Annotated in this window: 16 protein-coding genes; 2 read left to right on the forward strand and 14 right to left on the reverse strand. The window is 42.3% G+C overall.

Features of this window, described 5'->3' with window-relative positions; genetic code table 11:
• Positions 1–44: 44 nt before the first annotated feature.
• Positions 45–2171 (reverse strand): TonB-dependent siderophore receptor, encoded by a 2127-nt coding sequence (locus tag NH399_RS09600; protein ID WP_253039525.1) that lies wholly within the window; start codon positions 2169–2171, stop codon positions 45–47.
• 210 nt (positions 2172–2381) lie between these two features.
• Positions 2382–3209, reverse strand: a complete 828-nt coding sequence (locus NH399_RS09605) for a hypothetical protein (RefSeq protein WP_253039527.1) — start codon at positions 3207–3209, stop codon at positions 2382–2384.
• A 189-nt stretch (positions 3210–3398) separates the two neighbouring features.
• Between NH399_RS09605 and NH399_RS25915 the strand changes: the two genes are divergently transcribed.
• A complete protein-coding gene (locus tag NH399_RS25915; protein ID WP_253039529.1) occupies positions 3399–4418 on the forward strand; it encodes a helix-turn-helix domain-containing protein in 1020 nt (339 codons plus the stop codon).
• A gap of 54 nt (positions 4419–4472) precedes the next feature.
• Here the strand turns inward: NH399_RS25915 and NH399_RS09615 are convergent, their stop codons facing one another.
• The 11 genes from NH399_RS09615 to asnB form a co-directional block, all read right to left on the reverse strand.
• Positions 4473–5588 (reverse strand): heparan-alpha-glucosaminide N-acetyltransferase domain-containing protein, encoded by a 1116-nt coding sequence (locus NH399_RS09615; RefSeq protein WP_253039531.1) that lies wholly within the window; start codon positions 5586–5588, stop codon positions 4473–4475.
• A gap of 24 nt (positions 5589–5612) precedes the next feature.
• Positions 5613–6335, reverse strand: coding sequence for a siderophore ferric iron reductase (locus NH399_RS09620; protein WP_253039533.1), 723 nt, complete (start codon positions 6333–6335; stop codon positions 5613–5615).
• Positions 6336–6351: 16 nt separating this feature from the next.
• Complete coding sequence (locus tag NH399_RS09625) at positions 6352–8820, reverse strand: GNAT family N-acetyltransferase (protein ID WP_305885092.1); 2469 nt, start codon at positions 8818–8820, stop codon at positions 6352–6354.
• A 31-nt stretch (positions 8821–8851) separates the two neighbouring features.
• On the reverse strand, positions 8852–10054 hold the full coding sequence (locus tag NH399_RS09635) for an MFS transporter (protein WP_253039535.1): 1203 nt from the start codon (positions 10052–10054) through the stop codon (positions 8852–8854).
• A complete protein-coding gene (locus NH399_RS09640; protein WP_253039537.1) occupies positions 10051–11370 on the reverse strand; it encodes a lysine N(6)-hydroxylase/L-ornithine N(5)-oxygenase family protein in 1320 nt (439 codons plus the stop codon). The genes NH399_RS09635 and NH399_RS09640 overlap by 4 nt, the downstream gene beginning before the upstream one ends.
• Before the next feature lie 26 nt (positions 11371–11396).
• Positions 11397–12962: an aspartate aminotransferase family protein gene (locus NH399_RS09645; protein WP_253039539.1), complete on the reverse strand. Its 1566-nt coding sequence runs from the start codon at positions 12960–12962 to the stop codon at positions 11397–11399.
• 304 nt (positions 12963–13266) lie between these two features.
• The gene (locus NH399_RS09650) at positions 13267–14367 is read right to left on the reverse strand and encodes a DUF3080 family protein (RefSeq protein WP_253039541.1); all 1101 of its coding nucleotides are present in this window, start codon (positions 14365–14367) and stop codon (positions 13267–13269) included.
• Complete coding sequence (locus NH399_RS09655; protein WP_253039543.1) at positions 14339–15139, reverse strand: hypothetical protein; 801 nt, start codon at positions 15137–15139, stop codon at positions 14339–14341. Before NH399_RS09655 ends, NH399_RS09650 begins: the two co-directional genes overlap by 29 nt.
• Before the next feature lie 3 nt (positions 15140–15142).
• On the reverse strand, positions 15143–15643 hold the full coding sequence (locus NH399_RS09660; RefSeq protein WP_253039545.1) for a hypothetical protein: 501 nt from the start codon (positions 15641–15643) through the stop codon (positions 15143–15145).
• Between the two features lie 84 nt (positions 15644–15727).
• Positions 15728–16114 carry a hypothetical protein gene (locus NH399_RS09665; RefSeq protein WP_253039547.1) on the reverse strand — a complete coding sequence of 129 codons (387 nt, stop codon included), beginning with the start codon at positions 16112–16114 and terminating at the stop codon, positions 15728–15730.
• 166 nt (positions 16115–16280) lie between these two features.
• A complete protein-coding gene (gene asnB / locus NH399_RS09670; protein ID WP_253039549.1) occupies positions 16281–17945 on the reverse strand; it encodes an asparagine synthase B in 1665 nt (554 codons plus the stop codon).
• Between the two features lie 161 nt (positions 17946–18106).
• On the opposite strand from asnB, the gene asnC reads away from it, so the two are divergent.
• On the forward strand, positions 18107–18565 hold the full coding sequence (gene asnC / locus NH399_RS09675) for a transcriptional regulator AsnC (RefSeq protein ID WP_253039551.1): 459 nt from the start codon (positions 18107–18109) through the stop codon (positions 18563–18565).
• Between the two features lie 26 nt (positions 18566–18591).
• On the opposite strand, the gene NH399_RS09680 is transcribed toward asnC, so the two are convergent.
• A complete protein-coding gene (locus tag NH399_RS09680) occupies positions 18592–19284 on the reverse strand; it encodes a pseudouridine synthase (protein ID WP_253039562.1) in 693 nt (230 codons plus the stop codon).
• Position 19285 lies beyond the last annotated feature (1 nt).

Here is a 19285-nt window from a genome sequence, read left to right on the forward strand (position 1 = left end):
CTTGCCGCCTACCTACATTTTGAAATACTTTGGGTAGATATAGTTTAAAAGCGGTAGCGAAGATTTGCTGTTACCGTTCTTTCTTGTCCATAGAAACAATCGCCTCGACTCAAACAAGTAGTCACGACCATTTTATCGGTTACATTTGCAATGTTTAAACTCAAGTCTACATTATCAAATTCATAACCCACCATTAAGTCGACCAAAGTATAACTATCAGTGGTCGTTGGTGTAGGAACATTATTGTTTAACGCAAAGAAGAAAGACTCTCCTACATGACGAGCACCCCCACCTACTTTAAAGCCATGCCAGAACTCTTCAGGACGATAAGTTGCCCATACAGATAACATTTGATCAGGAACCGACTCTAGCTCTGAGCCTTGAGGTAACGCAGGATCATTAGAACGAGTGATTTCTGTATCCGTTTTTGTATAGCTCGCATAAACATCAACTTCGTCCCATTCTAACTGTGCTTCGATTTCAAAACCAGAAACCTCAACTTCACCAATGGATGCAGATGCCGTTGGGCTAACAGGTGTTGGACGATCTTTCTCTAAAATATCGTAGTAAGCAGCAGTAATTAAATGCTCGGTACCTTGTGGCTGGAATTTAATACCCACTTCTATCTGCTCACCACGTTTTGGATCAAGAGGATTACCATTAACGTCAATAGCATCGACTAATTCAAAAGACTCTGCGTAGTTGATGTACGGAGACAAACCATTGTCGAACAAGTACATAAAGCCCAATCGGCCCGTTGTTTCATCAAACTCGCGCATAACACCACCTTCTGCACCTGTTTCGGCAGTATCCGTACGAAATGCAGCAGAGACGATCCAACGACCATCAATCTTCATTTGGTCCTGAACATACAAGCCCGTTTGCTCTGCAAGTGTCGCTGGCGCATCAGGAATAGGCAGTTGGCTTATCGGCGGGATCGTAACCGCGCCATAAGTTGGATTATAAACATCTAACAAACCACCCATATTAAATGCAAACAGAGAGTTATTATCGGTCTCTGCATCCTGGTAATCCAAACCGACAACAAAATTATGCTCCACCGATCCCGTCGTGAAGTTACCATGCATACGAATATCAGAAGTTAATACATCAGCCGATGCATCGCTTACGTAGAAAGAACGCAACAGAGAGCGATTGTCAGCTTGCAAAGCAAATGGGAAGGCATACATAGTACGATAGTCTGCTTCGCTGCTCATATAGCGTGCAGAAGCCTGTAAGCTCCACTCTTCAGAGAAGTCATGCTTTAAAATAGCAGTAACCGCGTTTTGCTCTGTATCGTAACGATCAAAATCTGGCTCACTCACAAAACGGTTGTGTGGAATTTGTCCATTAGGAGCAGGGAAAATCGTCCCCACATGAGGGAAGAACTGAACACTCGAGCCTGACTCGTTTTCTTGAATGTTGGCTAACAAAGTTAACTCAGTATCATCGCCCATGAACCAGGTTAAAGAAGGAGAAATAACAATGCTGTTATCTTCAACAAAATCGACTTGAGTTTCACTCTCACGAACCAATGCATTAAATCGATAAAGAACAGAAGCATCATCATTAACAGCACCAGTAAAATCAACACCGGCTTGAACACGGTCAAAACTGCCTAGCTGTCCCCAGATTTCGCCCTTGGTTTCAGCTTCGGGACGCTTGCTCACCAAGTTAACGATACCGCCCGTTGAACCCTGTCCATAAAGAACAGATGATGGCCCTTTTAAAACCTCGATTCGACTTAAGTTAAAAATGCTTGGGCGGGTGTTATTGTAAAATCCGAAAGTCATTTTCAGACCATCAAGATACTGTACCGGAGCCACACCACGAATCGCCGACCAGTCACCACGAGCATCCACACCAAAAGGTCCGTTGTAAACACCAGCGACATAACCCAATCCGTCTTGAACAGAATTCGAACCCAAATCAATGATTCGTTTTTCTGTTAATACAGATACCGACAGAGGCGTTTCAATGATAGGAGTACTGGACTTAGTGCCCGACGCACTTACATAAGTAATACGGCCACTTTTTGAGCCAGTCACTTTAACAACGTTATCGTTATACTCTTCATTTTCCTTTTCTGAATCAGCTTCCTCAGCAATAACAGAGTGACTCAAAAGTGTACTGACCGCTAGCGCCAGCGTAGACCATTTAAACGTTTTCATTTTGAACTTTTTAACCTTTCGACACACGGGAATAAATTTTGAGCGAATCTTAATGCAAATCATTATCATTTGCAAACTTATTATCAGTATTTGTAATAACAGAGGAGAGAACAGCTAGCCAGGCTCCTTAGCTCAAGCTGTTCGTTTTTAATCACCAATCCATAATTAAATCAGAAGCAACCCATACTTTTGTTGTACAGGGAGGTTTTTCTATTTAACAGCTTTAACCACAAGGTTGAACTCCCCGCGCTCATTACTCTGACTAAATACCCCTTTCGTTTCGCCAGGACTTAAAGAAAGCTTCATTTCATGGTAGTCAGAGGCAAACTTAGCGACCCATGTTTTTTGGGCTAAAGAATAGGCTTCAATATCCCATTGGCCCTGTCGATTCACCGTCACCCAAAGCGTTTTGCCATCCTTTGTCGGCTTCGCTGCAATTTTATTAAACTGTCCCTTGGTAACTTGAGTGACTTGTTTATCTTTTAACCTGATATTAAAAATCTGCCCGAACTGACCTACTTTACTGTCAAAGTAAATCGACAGACCATCAGGAGACCATGAAGGATGAAAAACCGATTGCTTCATTGTGGTGAGCTTTTGAACGGACTTGCTCTTCAATTCAAGTAGATAAAGCTGAGACACTCCTTCTGCCCTCGAAAGAAAAGCAATGTGCTCACCATTGGGAGACCAGATGGGATGCATATCAACACCTGGATGAGAAAGTAGTAATCGACTTTGCTCTGTTTCCAGATCATAGAGATAAAGCTCGCTATCCCCATTTCGATCAGAGCGAAATACTATAGCTTTACTGTCTGGAGACCAACTGACATCAGTATCATAAGCCGGGCTCTGAGTAAGACGCTTAACTTCCCCGCTTTCAATAGTTAGAATCACCAAATCCCATTGATAACCCTCGCCATTTTTATGATAGGCAATCATCTTTCCATCAGGAGACCAGGCAGGGCTATACTCTCCTATTGGCTGAGCTAAAACATTAAAACCACAAAGTACAAAAATAACCAAAATCACTGTTCGCATATAGACTTCTCTCGTTAGCTAAATCAAACAGTGATATAACATAAGCTATTGATTTTTATGTCTCATACGATCAAATAATACATAATGACAAGCCTAGATTACCCATTACTAGACATTCTCACTCTGCTTGGTTTTGCGACCAGTGTTCAGTGTTTATTGCTAGCGATATACCTCTCAACAAGAAAATCAGTGACCGCGTTTCGACTACTAGGCGCAGTACTGTTTTTGACAGGCATCATATTTCTACATGATGTGATGGTCTATTCAGGGTGGATTTTACAGTGGCCACATTTTCTTGGACTGGGGCCTTTGCATTTCTATTTAATTGGCCCTCTGGTTTATCTATACATTCGTTTTCGTTTGAGCCCTCAATCGTCCTGGCAGCGAACCGATGTTTTGCACTTTATTCCTTTTGTGATTCATTTTATTACTCGCGTGCCCGTTCTTTGGCAAACCGCTCAAGAAAAATTCAACAGGTTGCAAAGCTACTACGACTCATTAAGTAGCCTCTCTATCTCATTTGACGCAACCAGCTTTCTAACAGCATTAATACAAGAAGATGCACATAGAATTATCTATTTTGGAATGGCATTGATAGCCATCAACAAGCAACTGGCTGCTAACACAAGAACCAGAGAAACATGGCTGCTCTGGACTCGTATCCTACTTGTTGGGCTAATGGCCAGTTTGCCGCTGATGAACCAGTTACCTTATCTAAGCGAAAGTCGATCGAACGGCTTGACTTTGAGTCTGACTTTTCGAGTAGTCATGCTCACACTGATAATATTAGCCGTTATCTATTTTATTCTTAAACACTCTGTCGACCGCCTCGCTATCTCGGCGAACACAAAGAAAACGACCATGGATCATCAATTGGCAGATAACATCCTTGAGGTAATCAAAGAGCTGTTTAATAAAGAAAAACTGCATCTAGACTCCGATCTCAGGCAGGCCACCGTGAGTGAACGACTAGGGATATCTAAGCAAGAACTGTCTTTGGCCATCAACCAACAAACTGGAGACTCATTCAACGAGCTGGTGAATCAGTTCCGCCTGAACGAAGCCAAACGATTGCTGGAAAATAAAGAGCTGGCTATTCAAGACGTTTGTGAAGGCTCTGGCTTTAAATCACGCGCAACTTTTAACCGAATATTTAAGGAAAAAGAAGGGGTAACACCTTCGGAGTTTAGAAATCGAATGGAACAGTAAGACAGGTCTCGACTATTAGCTACCTGCCTTACGTATGATGGATATGTGTAAACTTTAAGCCGCAGCTTCTGTTGCTGGGGCAGACACCTTTCTATGCCATATTGTCTGAATCAGCTTATCCAGTAACCATTGAACACTTAGGCTCGCAACAATAAAGCAAGGCATTAACAAGATGACAGTTCCTGTACCATGAGCCTGAAATCCTAGAAACCCCATAGCCCAGCAAACCAGCGTCCATTGAATCACATACATGGAAGTAACACGCTTACTGCAATAAGTCAGGAAGCGGAAAACAGCATTATCAGCCCTAACAAACTTGACCGAATGATGGATCAAAAAATATAAAACCAAATTAATACCAGAGAGATACAATGCACCACCGGGTCCAAGATGGAAGAAGTTATTAAAATGATAATCGTAGTTATACATCATTAGACCACCGCCTGTACCAACCAATAACAGACCACCGATCAGCATACGCTTAATTAATAATTCTTGATCGTAGTTAGTTTCCTTGTACCACATACCAAAGAACATACCGATAAGAATGCAAGACATCCAGGGAAATACAGGGAAGTAAACATTAAACTTGTCACTAAAGAACAAATCGAAAATATAATCCAACCCTTCAATACCAGGACGTAAACCACTAACCTCTCTACTTAGAAATGCGATGGACAAAGCGAGCCCTAGCACAAGCCACTTCTGTTGAACAAAATGTCGTATAAACGCCATGATGATCAGAGCAATCCCGGCTATCTGCAATATATCTCCCGTCTTTAGTAGATAGAGATACTGGGCACTAGTAAGCGGAGACTTCCAACCATAGGCCGCAATAAACTCTTCTGGCATGGTTCCAAAAATGGCAATAGGTACGATGAACTTTAAGAAATTCATAAAGTAACCGGCCATTAAAATGATGAATCCTCGTTTAACAATTCCTGCAAAAGTCTGATTTCTTGATATAACAAATGACAAGCCCATAAATATCAGAAATGCCGCAGTGCCTTTTCCGATAAAATGGATAACAGTTCCTAAAGTCGATTGTGTCTGTGTGGCGACATCCGCATGCATCCACAAAGTATGGATCAATATCATGCATATAACGGCAAAGCCTCGCCCCAAATCCATTACGAGCAAACGCTCAGGTCGATTAGAAGTCTCGTTCATAATTTTTTCTCATTTAAAATTTTATTAATGTGATCGACAGACTTTTGTCGTTCGATGTTTGGGACAATTGCCGCAGATATCATCCGCATCAATCAAATAGTGCATACAACAGGCTTTCCGTTGAACAACCAATCCTGATGACTCTTGAAGTAGCAACTGGCTCTGATCTTCCAACCCCATGGCACTTAGCCAGTGATGAGATAACGTCATCGTGTTTTCGTGTGATGAATTTGAGGAGATAGCGTGGAATCGGACAAGCGCTTTAAGAACGCCATCGGCAACCAGTCGAAAAGCCGTTAACCTTTTGATCTTTGTTATCTGACTAAGTTGCTCAAATAAATGTTCACAGAGAACCCTTAATTGTTCTCCGGCTTTATGAATTAATTGCTCTTCTGGCAGAGGAGTAATTTCAGGCTGTGCAAATGAGTATCCCCAAACAGAGTTGTTCATAACTCTTTGCTCCAGAGATTCAAGCTTTAAAGCACCTTGACAGCAATGCACCGATGCGACGGAAAGAAAAACAGGCTGCCAGTACAACAACTGCCAGCAGCGCATTGACCAATAGGCTTTGCCACCATGGGCAAAGTCTGATTGCAAGGTGTTATATAAGTGTTGTAACTGTGAAGAGTTATCACGATCAGAAAAAATACGCTCCTGCGCATGATCAGCATCATAGACCAATGCAGAGTGCATTTGCGACGCAGCTTCGACAAATGACTCAAAACGCCCATTTGATGCATGTATCATGGCAGGAGGCATCCGCTTACACCAAGGCTTCGTCTAACTGAGCTTCGACAACTTGCTCAGTATCTTTGGAATCGTTACTAAACTGAGCAATTGGGTTTAATAAAGTTCCTGCAAATTTTAGATTTGCCGCCGGGTCCGACAAATCAATCATTTGCTGATTATTACCAAGCTGTAAGCGATTTAAGCAAGAGTGCTTAAATTCTTTCATAAACAAGTCATGCTGCTCGAACTTCTCAGAAAATTGAGGGTGCTGTTTTTGATAGTTCTTAATGTTATCCGCCACAAGCCTCCAGAAATCAACTTCGCTAAAGTCACAGTGTTGATACAAGATCTGAGACAGATACCGGAAAAACCCATCAAACATATCCGTAAAAATGGAGAGTATCGCGATATCTACAGGCATACTGGCTTTAATACGCCCAACGCCTTCAGGAAGCTCTTTGTCTGAATTTAGTAAACAAATTTCTTCGCCGATGTCTTTCATGATGGCACGTACTGGGATATTGTTTTCGAACAATAAGATCAAGTTTTCACCATGAGGCATATACACCAGATCATGCTCGAAATAACAATGCAATAGCGGAGAAAGATAGACATCGAAGTAATGAGTCATCCACTCTTCAATCGACAATCCAGAAGATTTGATCATCGCAGGCAATACAGCACCACCTTCTGGGTCAATATGTAACAAAGAAGCCATTGTCATTAAGCGCTGACCAGGCTGAACCATGCTAACCGGACTTTCTCTCCAAAGTGCTGCCAGCATTTTTTTATAAGGACTATCAACAATGGCTTCATTTTCATAATAGGGATTACGATAGCCAACCGCTGCAATCTCTCTCAGTATGCAGAAATTCTTGTTCTGTAAATACTCGTCACTTTCAACCAGTTTCAACAACCAATCATTTATGGCAGGAGTAGTGCGCATATAGTAAGAAGAAAGTCCACGCATAAAGCCCATATTCAGGACAGATAATGCGGTCTTAACATAGTGCTTACCTGGATTGCTCAGGTTAAAGAAAGTACGAATCGATTGCTGAGCCTGATACTCATCATCACCATACCCTAAACAGACAATGTCTTGAGCTGCGATATCAGGCGCGAAAACATGAGACAGCTTGTTAAACCATTGCCATGGATGAACAGGCATCAGCAGATAATCAGAAGGATTTAAACCTTTGTCCGTTAAAACTTTATCAAATGTGTCTCGAGTTGTGACATCCAACTCGGAGTTAAATAAAGTTTCATAATCCATATCGAATGAAGACGAAAACTCCGCTCTGTTTTTGTGTGCAGCGATCCATATTAATGAAACTGCAGCACCCGTTTCGGGAGCATAATGACGATAATCAAGACAATCAAATCCAATGCGACCATTATTAGCGATAAAGGAAGGATGCCCCTCAGACATCGCCGCTTCAACTTGTTGAAAGTCTGCCTGCGTTAGCTCTTCTGCACTCAGCCAGTCTTTCGTCATCTTATAAGCGCTGCCACACAAAGTACTGGTAATCTCTTCCATATAGGTTGGCAGCTTATCGGGGTCAACATTCAGGCTCTTACTGAATTCAATGATAAACTGGACCGAATCCAGATTGACCACTTCACCATTGACTCTTTTTTCAATGGAAGCTTCATCGATATACCAATGCTCCAGACTCATTAACTGTGCATTAAATACATACTCTATACCTTCAATATCCGATGCCAGGCGATATTGCTTCCAAGGCAATTCCGCCGCTACAGATGAAAGCTCAGGCTTGATCACTCTTTCATGAGCAAGCTCAGATATACACTTTTTAATATGCTGACGATTGACCGCTGCCCAAACATCAGCCTGAATAGCGTGAGTAGCAAGCGTAGGATCTTGTTGAATTTGTTGAGGAGTAATAACGGATTTCATTGACTGTTTAACCTTATGGCGCTTCATGGCATTGCTGTACTGTTCTCTTGTACAGAAAGCCAGATAAGCTGTTTTTTCTTCAATCTGAATTTGTCTTTGATGGAAAAACCCAACGCGTTTATTTAACTTGTGAACTTTCCCATTACGATGATCGGGCTCAACAACGATACGATGAACTTCTTCGTGGCTGAACATAAAGTCCATAATCGCCTGGAATACTGCAAAGGTGAAATCAGGTATTTTTTTGGTAGCTGGTGCAACAAGAATATGCATGCCCAAATCACCTTTAAGGACGTCATAGCACTTCCCAACACCATCATGAGCTGGCTGATAACACTCCATTAAAAACACAGGATTACCATTATGAAAGCCAATATAGCTTTGAGTCCTATTGCTTTCTTTCAGCTCGCGATAAAACTTTCTGACGTCATCAACACTGTTATCCAGCATTCCCCAATATTTGGCGTAGTTCTGAGTCACCCATTGATGAACAATATCAATATCACCAGAAAGATTTAGAGGCCGTAAGAAAAACTCACCGACGTCATCTACTTTTTTATAAAATGGTATATTTTCTAGATTCATTTTTACGACTCTCGTTAATTAGGGTTGCGCTCTAAGTAGAAGCAGACTTCACTACCATTTGTTGTCGGAATAACCAGTAAAAAACGACTGCTGTTAATACAAAACCAAAGAAAGCGACAACAAAAGACATTTGATAACTGTAAACATCAACTAACCAGCCAATGGCAAATGAAGACAATATCACGCCAAAATTCTGGAAAAAGTGAATCTTGGAAAAGTCACTGCCATAGGATTCGGGAGAGCTAAGCTCAAACAGAAGGACTTCTAATCTGACCGTTGCCTGGAACATTGCCCAGCCAAAAATGCAGCGACCAGCAAACACGACCAAATCTTGTTGTGAGCCTTGCAGGAACAAACCAAGCATCCCGACAAAGAATGCCAAAATAATTTGCTCATGATTATTATTTTTTGACTGAGAACGATGGTTAATCCATAAAGCCAACAAGGCGACCCAGCCAGGAATCGAATAAACAAACCCCGTGAACACCTCACTATTCCAGGCAGAAATACTCTCCCAGTATCGAGCAAAGAATGGGCGAATCAAAAAGGCACTAAAGTACAACATCAATGACACTGCACCCAGCTTGTAAACAAATAAAATATTGCGCGGCTTCGACTCTACCTTATTATCGGTATCACTGGCTTCCTCTACTTCTAAACTTGGCTCTGCTTCAGGTTTAAAAGGAACTTTCTCTCTGTTGATTAAGTACAGACAAACCAGCACCTGCAATCCGTCACCAGATGCCATGATCAAGTAGATATCCCTTGGCTCAAATATTTGCAGTGTAAGACCACCCACAAGCGCTCCACCGATTCCACCAAAATGCATCAACACAGAGAAAAGTCCAACCATGCCCAGATGTTTATCTTTTTCTTCGAGCCGCATTACGAAAGGATAGATCAGCAAGTAGCTCGCTTTAAATACCAGCATCAGCTGAGATAGTATCCAGAACTCTACGATGGATGTTGAGTAATAGCAGGCAACACCTAAACAACCGGCAATGATTTGGGTATAGACCCATAAATGCAACTCTTGAATTTTTTTGGCGACTTTTGCCCACAGCGGAAAGGCGACCATAACCGTAAAGCAACAAGCTGCGATGTAGTAGCCAACATGCTGAGGTGAATCGATGCCAAAAGCCTGACTAAAAAAGTGCGGATAAAAAGGCAAAAGCATCGTGTCGCATATTACCGACACGATGGTAAGCAGGATCAAAGATTGCTTGAGGTTCATGCGCTAACAATCTCTTTCAAGCTATCATGACTTTCAAGAGCAGCAAACTCCTGGAAAGCAATTTGCTTTTCGATAGGGTAATGCTCAACACCCGTTAGCTCTCGAATAATATAGGAATTACGATAGCAAGCCATTCCCAGATCCGGCGTTACAAACCCATGTGTATGCAACTCAGCATTTTGAACAAAGATATCTTGACCTTGCTTATCGATACTGTAGTTACGATTAACATCAAAACGCCCATGGTCATCCCATTGAATACGTTGAGCAATACCAGATAAGAAGTCAGGCAGTTGATAAGAGTATCCAGTCGATAGAACCAATGCCTCTGTCGGTAATTGATAGTCTTTACCTTGCTCTGTTTGATGTAGAGTCAGAGTAAGCTGCTCATCATTCTTTTCGACTCGAGTTAACTCAGAGTTGGTAAGCAAGTGACTTTTAAATGCTCCAGACAAGCGCTTAACGTACAACAAGTCATAAATCTCATTGATCAAGCTGCTGTTGATACCCTTGTATAAATGCTTCTGCTTACGAATAAGCTCATCGCGCTTTGCTGATGACATATCATGAAAGTAATCAACATATTCCGGTGATGTCATTTCCAGAGTAAGCTTGCTGTACTCCAATGGGAAGTATCGAGGCGAACGAGTAATCCAGTTTAACTCGTAACCATGGACATCAATTTCTTGAAGCAAATCATGATAGATTTCTGCCGCACTCTGGCCACTGCCAACAACAGTGATGGATGACTTTTTCTGCAAGGCTTCTTTGTTGTACAGATAACGAGAAGAGTGAATTACATCTTCTTTTACATCTTCACAACACTCAGGAACAAATGGTGCGGTCCCTGTGCCCAACACCAACTTTTTAGCAAAGTAGACTTGCTCTTCACCATCAAGTGTTGAGTTAGCTTCGACCCGATAGAGTGCAGAGTCTTCATCATAAGAGATGCTATTCACCTGAGTATTAAATCGAAGATTATCAAGCTGTTCACAAGCCCATTGGCAGTATTGGTTGTACTCTTTACGCATCAAGAAAAAGTCTTCTCGAATATAAAAAGAATAAATACGCCCCTGCTGTTTAATGTAGCTCAAGAAGCTAAGCGGATGCGTAGGATCGGCTAAGGTAACCAGATCCGACAAGAAAGGCGTTTGCAAGGTAGCGCTTTCAAGCATCATACCAGGATGCCAATCGAAGCCTTCTCGCTTGTCTAAAAAGACACCCTTTAATCCATCAATAGTTGATGTTAAACAGGCTAATCCAAGATTGAACGGGCCGACTCCAATCGCTACAAAATCATACACGGGCTGACTCATGGTACTTCTCTACTTATATAAAATAATTAACTGGCTATCTGAGTAATAGACGGTGATGCTAGCTGTTCTTGAATGCTCTGCTCACCGTACTGCTTGATTAACTGAAGAATTTCACCTAAGTGCTCCATCGAAGTCGAAGGATTCAACAAAGTAAACTTCAGATAACGACGGTCATTCACTTTGGTGCTCGCGATCACCGCCTCGCCACTACGGAAGATAGCTTTGCGAATAAACTCATTGGCTTTATCTATGACTTCTGGATCACAAGGCTCTGAGGGCACATAGCGAAAAACCAGCGTACTAATTTGAGGCTTATGTAAGATATTGATGTTGTTGTCCGAGCGATAAAGTTCATAAGCACTTTGTGCTAATGCCATGACATCATCAAACATTTGTCCAACTTTCGCAGGGCCCATCATACGCAACGTCAACCACAGCTTAAGCGAGTCAAATCGACGCGTTGTTTGGATACTCTTGTTAACAAGATTAGGAGTACCTTCTTGCGACTGACTGAGCGGATTCAGGTATTCAGCATGGTGAGTCACAAACGATAAATTATTCTTATCCTTAGTGTAAAAAGCACCGCAGCTGACTGGCTGAAAATAAGACTTGTGATAATCGACGGTCACAGAGTCTGCTTTTTCTATACCGTCTAATAAGTGACGATGCTTATTGGATACCAGCAATCCACAACCGTAAGCAGCATCTGCATGCATCCACATTTGGTAGGTTTTACAAAGTTCAGCAATGGCATGGATAGGATCAATACTGCCAAAATCAGTAGTCCCTGTAGTCGCCACAACGGCCATCGGGATCTCATCATTTTTCAAGCAGTCTCGAATCAGATCCTCTAATGCCACCGCATCCATTCTAAAGTGTTCATCAACAGGTACCGAGATCACTGAGTCATAGCCCAGACCTAATAGCGCGGCAGATTTCTGCACACTAAAGTGACTGATTTCTGAGGTAAAAATACGCAACTTATGCGCGTAAGGAGGTAAACCTTTTTCTTTAATGGAGTGACCACGTTTAGTGCAGAAGTGATCACGGGCCAACAACAGAGCCATCAAGTTTGACTGAGTACCACCACTGGTAAAAATGCCATCACCTTGCTGATCATAACCAATGCGCTGGCATGTCCAGTCAAGCAATGACTGCTCGATTAAAGTTCCACCGGCACTTTGATCCCAGGTGTCCATTGATGAATTGACCGAAGATAAAATCATTTCTCCCAACACAGCGGGCAACACCACAGGACAATTTAAGTGAGCCACATATTTAGGATGGTGAAAATAGATCGCATCGTCCAAATACAAAGACTTCACTTCTTTAAGCACTTCTTCAACCGAAGAGAGAGGCTGCTCCAAATCCACACTCTCAAACTTGGGAGCGAGTTCATGAGGCAAAATTCCGGTGAAGGGTTGTTGGATGTTTTTTAGTTGAGTCGATATAAGCTCAACACCCAACTCAAGATTGTGTTGATAGTTATCAGCATTATCTTGATTGAATAAATAATTTTCGGATGTTAAAACAGAACGACCTTCCAAAGATTCCAGTTGGTTGGTAGAAGAAAGAAATTCAGCGTTACCCATAATAGTTTCCACCTATAGGTAGATCTCAAATGTGATGCAAAAGAGCCTCGAACAGTGCCCAAAACAGCTAAAATGCTTCAGATTGAGATATCCAGTTAAATGTCGGATTAGGAATGGGGCGAGATTATAATGATAATGATTCTCATTACAACTATTATTCTCAATAAATTTTACTTTATGAGAATAAGATCTAAGAGCTCAGCTAAATAAAGACATTAAATATCACTAAGAGATTTCAAATTTGCCAGTTAGATAAGACTTTTGGTGATTCAAAGAAGAGAGGGCTAGATGGTTTATTCAACACCTAAATCATACGAAACTCACATTGTGACGCGATCTTCGTCCAAACAGTGACATGCTGGCGAATACTCTCGACTACTCTTTCTCGTAATCCATTTTGCTCATGAGTCTTCCAATATAGGGCATACCATTGTAGAAATTCATCATTGAGGCGTGTATCTCCCCAGTGCTTTTGATCAGGTAGCCAGGCAGCAAGCTCGACTTCTAATTGCCTCATCAGCTCAGTCATTTTTGCCTGGCGGGGTTGAATCCTTTGGAGGTATTTTTTGTTTAAGACATTGCTCAGAATTTCTAACTTTCTGTTTTTTCCTGGCTTTGGGCATAGATCACCAGAATCAAGATGCTGTTGTAACAGCTCCGTTGATTGATTTAATACTCCTTCCATTACTAGCAGCTCATAAACTAACCTCATCAAAACACCTTGATGAGACTCCAGATCTTGGAATGCTTGATACCAAAGGTCATTTTGAAAACTGGACGAAGCTGCAAGGGAGCTTGCCAAGTGAAACGCATTAGCTTGCTCAATTTGTAGTCGAATGCTGCGTAGAGCCTGAAGTAAGTGAAGTATCTCGTCGGTTTCAAAAGATTGTTGATAACCCGACGTTGAAAACAATTTTTGCCAGTATTCATCAGCCCAAGTGAGATTCCATTTCACAAAAGGCCATTGTTGCTGTTTCTTTTCGAACAAAGTTTTCCACTCACCACCTACTGGGGCTTCGGCATGATTTAAGCATCGGGCTATCTGCTCCATAAGTTGAATTTCATAAGCCAGCTGAGTGGCAGGCTCCATGACTTTTCCTAACTGCGAGTTTCGATGAGCGACCCATTGTTGTAAATCACATTGGCTAATACGGAAGAAATCACTCCAGTCCATAGAGATAGATGGCAATGAAATAACTAAGTCACGTCTCTCAGGATAAGGGACAATCGATGGCGAGACGGATTCAACTTCCGCTTCAAGGACTCGAGCAATACGCTGCTGATAATCCGACAATCTATCGATGTAAGGATTAGTGGATTGTAAAAATAGAATCAGGCTTATGGCGATAACCAATAAGCCCGAAAGCAATAGCCATTTAAGCGTCGAGCTGGTTATCTTGCTCATCTTTCTTTTGCGCTGCGAGCCAGTTATAACGCTTCCACCAGAACCAAACGGCACCGATAGGTAAAGATATGCGAATAATCGTTGGCGCATAGTCTCCAACTTTGATCAAACCAGCGGCAAACAGCTGGAAAGATAACCATTGAATATCAACAGCGCCTGAGGTCCAGTTTAGAGATGCGGTAAAAAATCCACACAAGATAAAGACAAACCACCAAAACTTACGCTCAGGTATTGGTGTTTTAATGCAGACTAAAAAGGTGACAACAACAAAAATAAGATTAAAAATCATCGCGCCAAAAAAGAAGTAATGAAGCATAGATTTTTCTGACAAAGAAAACTGATTCTTAACTTTCAATGATTCACTTTGGGGGGCAATATGAACACCCAGTAATTGATAACCTTGGTCTTTTTTGCTGATAACCACCTGAGAAATCAGCCACTCTGCCCCATACAGATGTTCAAAGTTTAGTGTTGCAGTCCAAACACCATTAACGGTATTGCTGCTTGCACCTATCAGCTCGACACTTTTTTCCTGCTCTGTAGGAAACATCAATACCAGTTGCAGTAATTGTTGCTTTGAAACGGTCTTTTGATACTCGGGAGAAAGCTGCTCATACACAAAATCGACGTTTTCGGCCTTAAGTTGAGTGATGATATTTTTTGCATAAATTTGTTCTTGCTCACTCACAATTTTATTAATCAATGCACTTTGATCACAAGCACTTAACAAAAAGATAAATAACACACTTACTAAGGACAGCAACTTCTTCATTTATTATTTTCCTTTTTCATCTCGTTGCCAGACATTAAACCAGGACTCATCCCCTCTCGAGTTAATATCGTCAATGACTTTTTGTTTATCGAAACGAGGAAGCTTTTCGACTTGCAATAGAAGCTCAGTGAATCCTTCTACATCATTTGGGACCACACATCCTTTTGAGTTATCTGGCGTAATAAAAATCCAGTTCACCAAATCTTTTTCGCTATGGCTTTCGATAGACACCGAGATTTCTGCAATATTATTCCACTGAATGGACTCGACCAGACTATCGCCACGAAAACGTCGAATTTCGTCTTCATCAAACTCAACCCATTGCCTTTTGCCAGCATCAAACCAATGATTAAACTTTGGCGATAGCCCAATAATCACAGCACATAAAACAAAAAAGCCAATACTGGACCAGCCAGCTTCGCCGCTCATGGCGCTGGGTAGCATGATAACAATATATAACAGACAGAAGCCTATACAGGCCCACTCAAACTTAGAGTACTTCAAAAGCTTAACCCCAAAACTCAATAACTAGCGGCAATATACCACCTTTTGGCTGCAAGCCACTAGTTGAACAACGGCAGGAAGTGGTTAATGAGCGAAGTGCGCTAGCAGGCGCTTAAACTCTTCGGGTTCTTGTTGACGCATCCGCTCCAGTTTAGGGAGCAAGCTCTCTGCGCTGTTAGAAGACTGCTTTGCCTCTTCGATCTGTTCATAAATATGATTGAGTTGCTCCAGCGCCGACTTAAATTGCTTTTCATCCACTTTATCGGATTTTGCCAGATGTAATAATACTTCCGTGAGCAAACCAAGTTGCCTGCCATAAGAGGCAATATTAAACGCTTTTTGTTCTATCTCTCCGTCACCTGCAACAGGTTGTATTCCATTAAAAAACCAATCGGGCGAAATCTTTTGTGCCACATCACCACTCAGAGGCAGTTCAAAGCGGGGCATCCAAATCCATAACCAAGGGAACATAACGATGTCTCCATAAGACAATGTAAGATGATGTCGTTCACTTTATCTTATGATTTATACTTTGTATGACAAGTTGCTCTTCTGTTCTCTAATTGAGAAAAAAATGTGGGCCGATACGGCGGGCCCACCAATGCCAGAGCAGACTGATAAGCACTCCTTTTTGCAATTAATAACTGTCTTCATGAACACTGGCCACTGCACGCCCTGACGGGTCGATGCATTGATTCAGTGACTGATCCCAGGCCAAGGCTTCTGGAGTACTGCAAGCGACCGACTTACCTCCTGGCACTGTTGCCGCGGCTGACTGTGAGGGAAAGTGATGATGAAAAATTTCGCGATAAAAATACGCTTCTTTAGTCTCTGGTGTGTTGAGGGGAAAACGATACTGAGCATTCTTAAGTTGCTCATCACTCACCTGCTCTTCTGCATAGGCTTTTAGCGTATCAATCCAGCTATACCCAACCCCATCAGAGAACTGCTCCTTCTGGCGCCATAAAATTTCTTCCGGCAATAGGTCTACGAAAGCTTCACGCAAAATATGCTTTTCCATCTTACCTTCGGTAATCATTTTGGCTTCTGGATTCAGGTTCATCGCCACATCAATGAACTCTCGATCCAAAAAAGGAACACGGGCTTCAACCCCCCAGGCAGACATAGATTTATTAGCTCTTAAGCAGTCGTACCAATGCAGTTTATCGAGTTTACGTACCGTCTCTTCATGAAATGCCTGAGCGTCTGGTGCTTTATGAAAATACAGATAACCGCCGAAAATCTCATCAGCGCCTTCGCCAGAGAGCACCATCTTGATGCCCATAGCGCGGATCTGTCGCGCCATAAGATACATAGGCGTTGAAGCACGAATGGTGGTGACATCATAAGTTTCCAGATGGTAAATCACATCCTGAAGCGCATCGATACCGTCTTGAATGGTGTAAGTAAAACTGTGGTGTACCGAGCCAATATGATCGGCCACCTTTTGCGCAGCCGCTAAATCCGGCGAACCTTCAAGCCCTACGGCAAAGGTGTGCAACGCAGGCCACCAAGCTTGTGACGCTTCATCGTCTTCGATACGGCGCTCAACAAACTGTTTGGCAACCGCTGCGACAATAGAAGAGTCTAAGCCACCTGACAGCAAGACACCGTAAGGTACGTCCGTCATCAAGTGTCGCTTTACTGACGCCGTTAACGACTCGCGCACGTCCTGTGCCCGCGCACTCATGTGCGAAACCTGTTGATAGTCCTGCCAGGCAGGTTGATAGTAAGGTGTGATCTCACCAGTCTCACTACTAAGATAATGACCAGGAGGAAAGGTCTGAACCGTTTCACAGACTTCCGAAACTGCTTTCATTTCCGATGACACAAAAAAGTTACCATGTTGATCATAACCGGTGTACAAAGGAATGATCCCGATAGGATCACGGGCGATAAGGTAAGATTCTTTGCGCTCATCATAAAGAATGAAAGCAAACATACCATTAAGGTGCTGTAGTAGCTCTAATCCCTTTTCTTGATACAAAGCCAAGATGACTTCGCAATCAGACTGCGTCTGGAAATCATAATCATGAGCCAATTGCTCACGCAGCTCACGATGGTTGTAGATCTCTCCGTTTACCGCCAAAACCGTGCTTTTATCAGCACTATAAAGCGGTTGTGCTCCGTTGGTTACATCGACAATCGCCAACCTTTCGTGAACCAGAATGGCTTGCGAACTTTCGTAAACTCCCGACCAGTCAGGACCACGATGGCGCTGTTTTTTCGACATCTGGATCGCCTGTTTACGCAGTCCGGTGCCATCGGATTTGATATCAAGAATTCCTAAAATTGAGCACATATCTTTACAACCTTTTTAATAAAACAACCTCTTCGTTAAAAAAAAGATAACAAATCGAGCACTATTGTAAATAGAACTCAAAACAAATAGCCATTTCAAAAGATTTTATTTAATATAAGCCTTATATTCTGAATATCGTTTAATATCTGAGGGCAAAACTGATGGAAAATTATCAAATCGACAGTTTGGATAAAAAGATCCTTAATGCTCTGGTAGACAATGCCCGCACTCCCTACTCTGAGTTGGCCAAACAATTTAATGTCAGCCCAGCCACCATCCATGTGCGCATAGAGAAAATGAAAAACGCCAAGCTCATCCATGGCACACGACTGGAAGTCGACCTAAAAGCGCTGGGCTACGATGTGTGCTGCTTTATTGGGATCAATCTGGTTAATGCGGGTGATTACCCTGATGTTTTGCGCCAGCTTCAACAAATTGATGAAGTAGTAGAAGCTTATTACACCACAGGAAAATACAGTGTATTTATCAAAATCATGACTCATTCCATTGAAGAGCTGCAATGGTTACTCATTGATAAAATACAATCCATTGATAAAGTTCAGGCAACGGAAACCTTAATATCCTTGCAAAATCCTATTAAGCGGGGCATTCAGCTTTAACTCTTTTATCAGCATCTCGCGTATGACTAGATGCGAGGCCAACTTAACTCCGTAGGCCCAGCGATAATTTGCTCATGGTGAATAAAAGAGTCAGCAAGAAAATGCTCGCCACTCTCTGGCAAGCACTCTAATAGCACCTCTTCGTCTCCGTCCATAAAACGCATTTGCCAACAGTGCAGGTAACAACGATCGGCAGACTGATTAAGCTCGTTCTGACCATAACGCATATCTCCCCAAATTGGCGCTCCCAAACTTTTCATCGCCACGCGGATTTGATGCGTTTTACCAGTAATCAACTTTAGAACAGCAAGCCGCAATCCCTGTTCAAAACCATAACTGAAAAACTGAGTAATGGCAGGATCAGATTGCTGTTGCGTGAGCCGCCAACTGCCTCGACGTGCGGCGATCATGTCACCACGAATAGTGCCCTGTTTCTTACTCGGCTTGCCACGGGTCAGTGCCAGATAATATTTTTCTACTGTCCGTTGTTGAAAGCACTGAGATAAACGAGAAGCGGCCTGAGAATGTTTTGCTAACAACAAACATCCGCTGGTTACCTTATCAAGTCTATGTACGGGCGCTAAAAATTCACAACTCCAATCTTGTTTTAATTGCGCCACAAGTCCTTCATTCTGTTCCGAATGAATCGATGTACCCGCGGGTTTGTTAATAGCGACCCAATCTTCTGTTTGTTGAATAATTGACACTGGCTGCTGCATA

This window comes from Pleionea sp. CnH1-48, assembly GCF_024124665.1.
Taxonomy (GTDB): domain Bacteria; phylum Pseudomonadota; class Gammaproteobacteria; order Enterobacterales; family Kangiellaceae; genus JAMXSB01.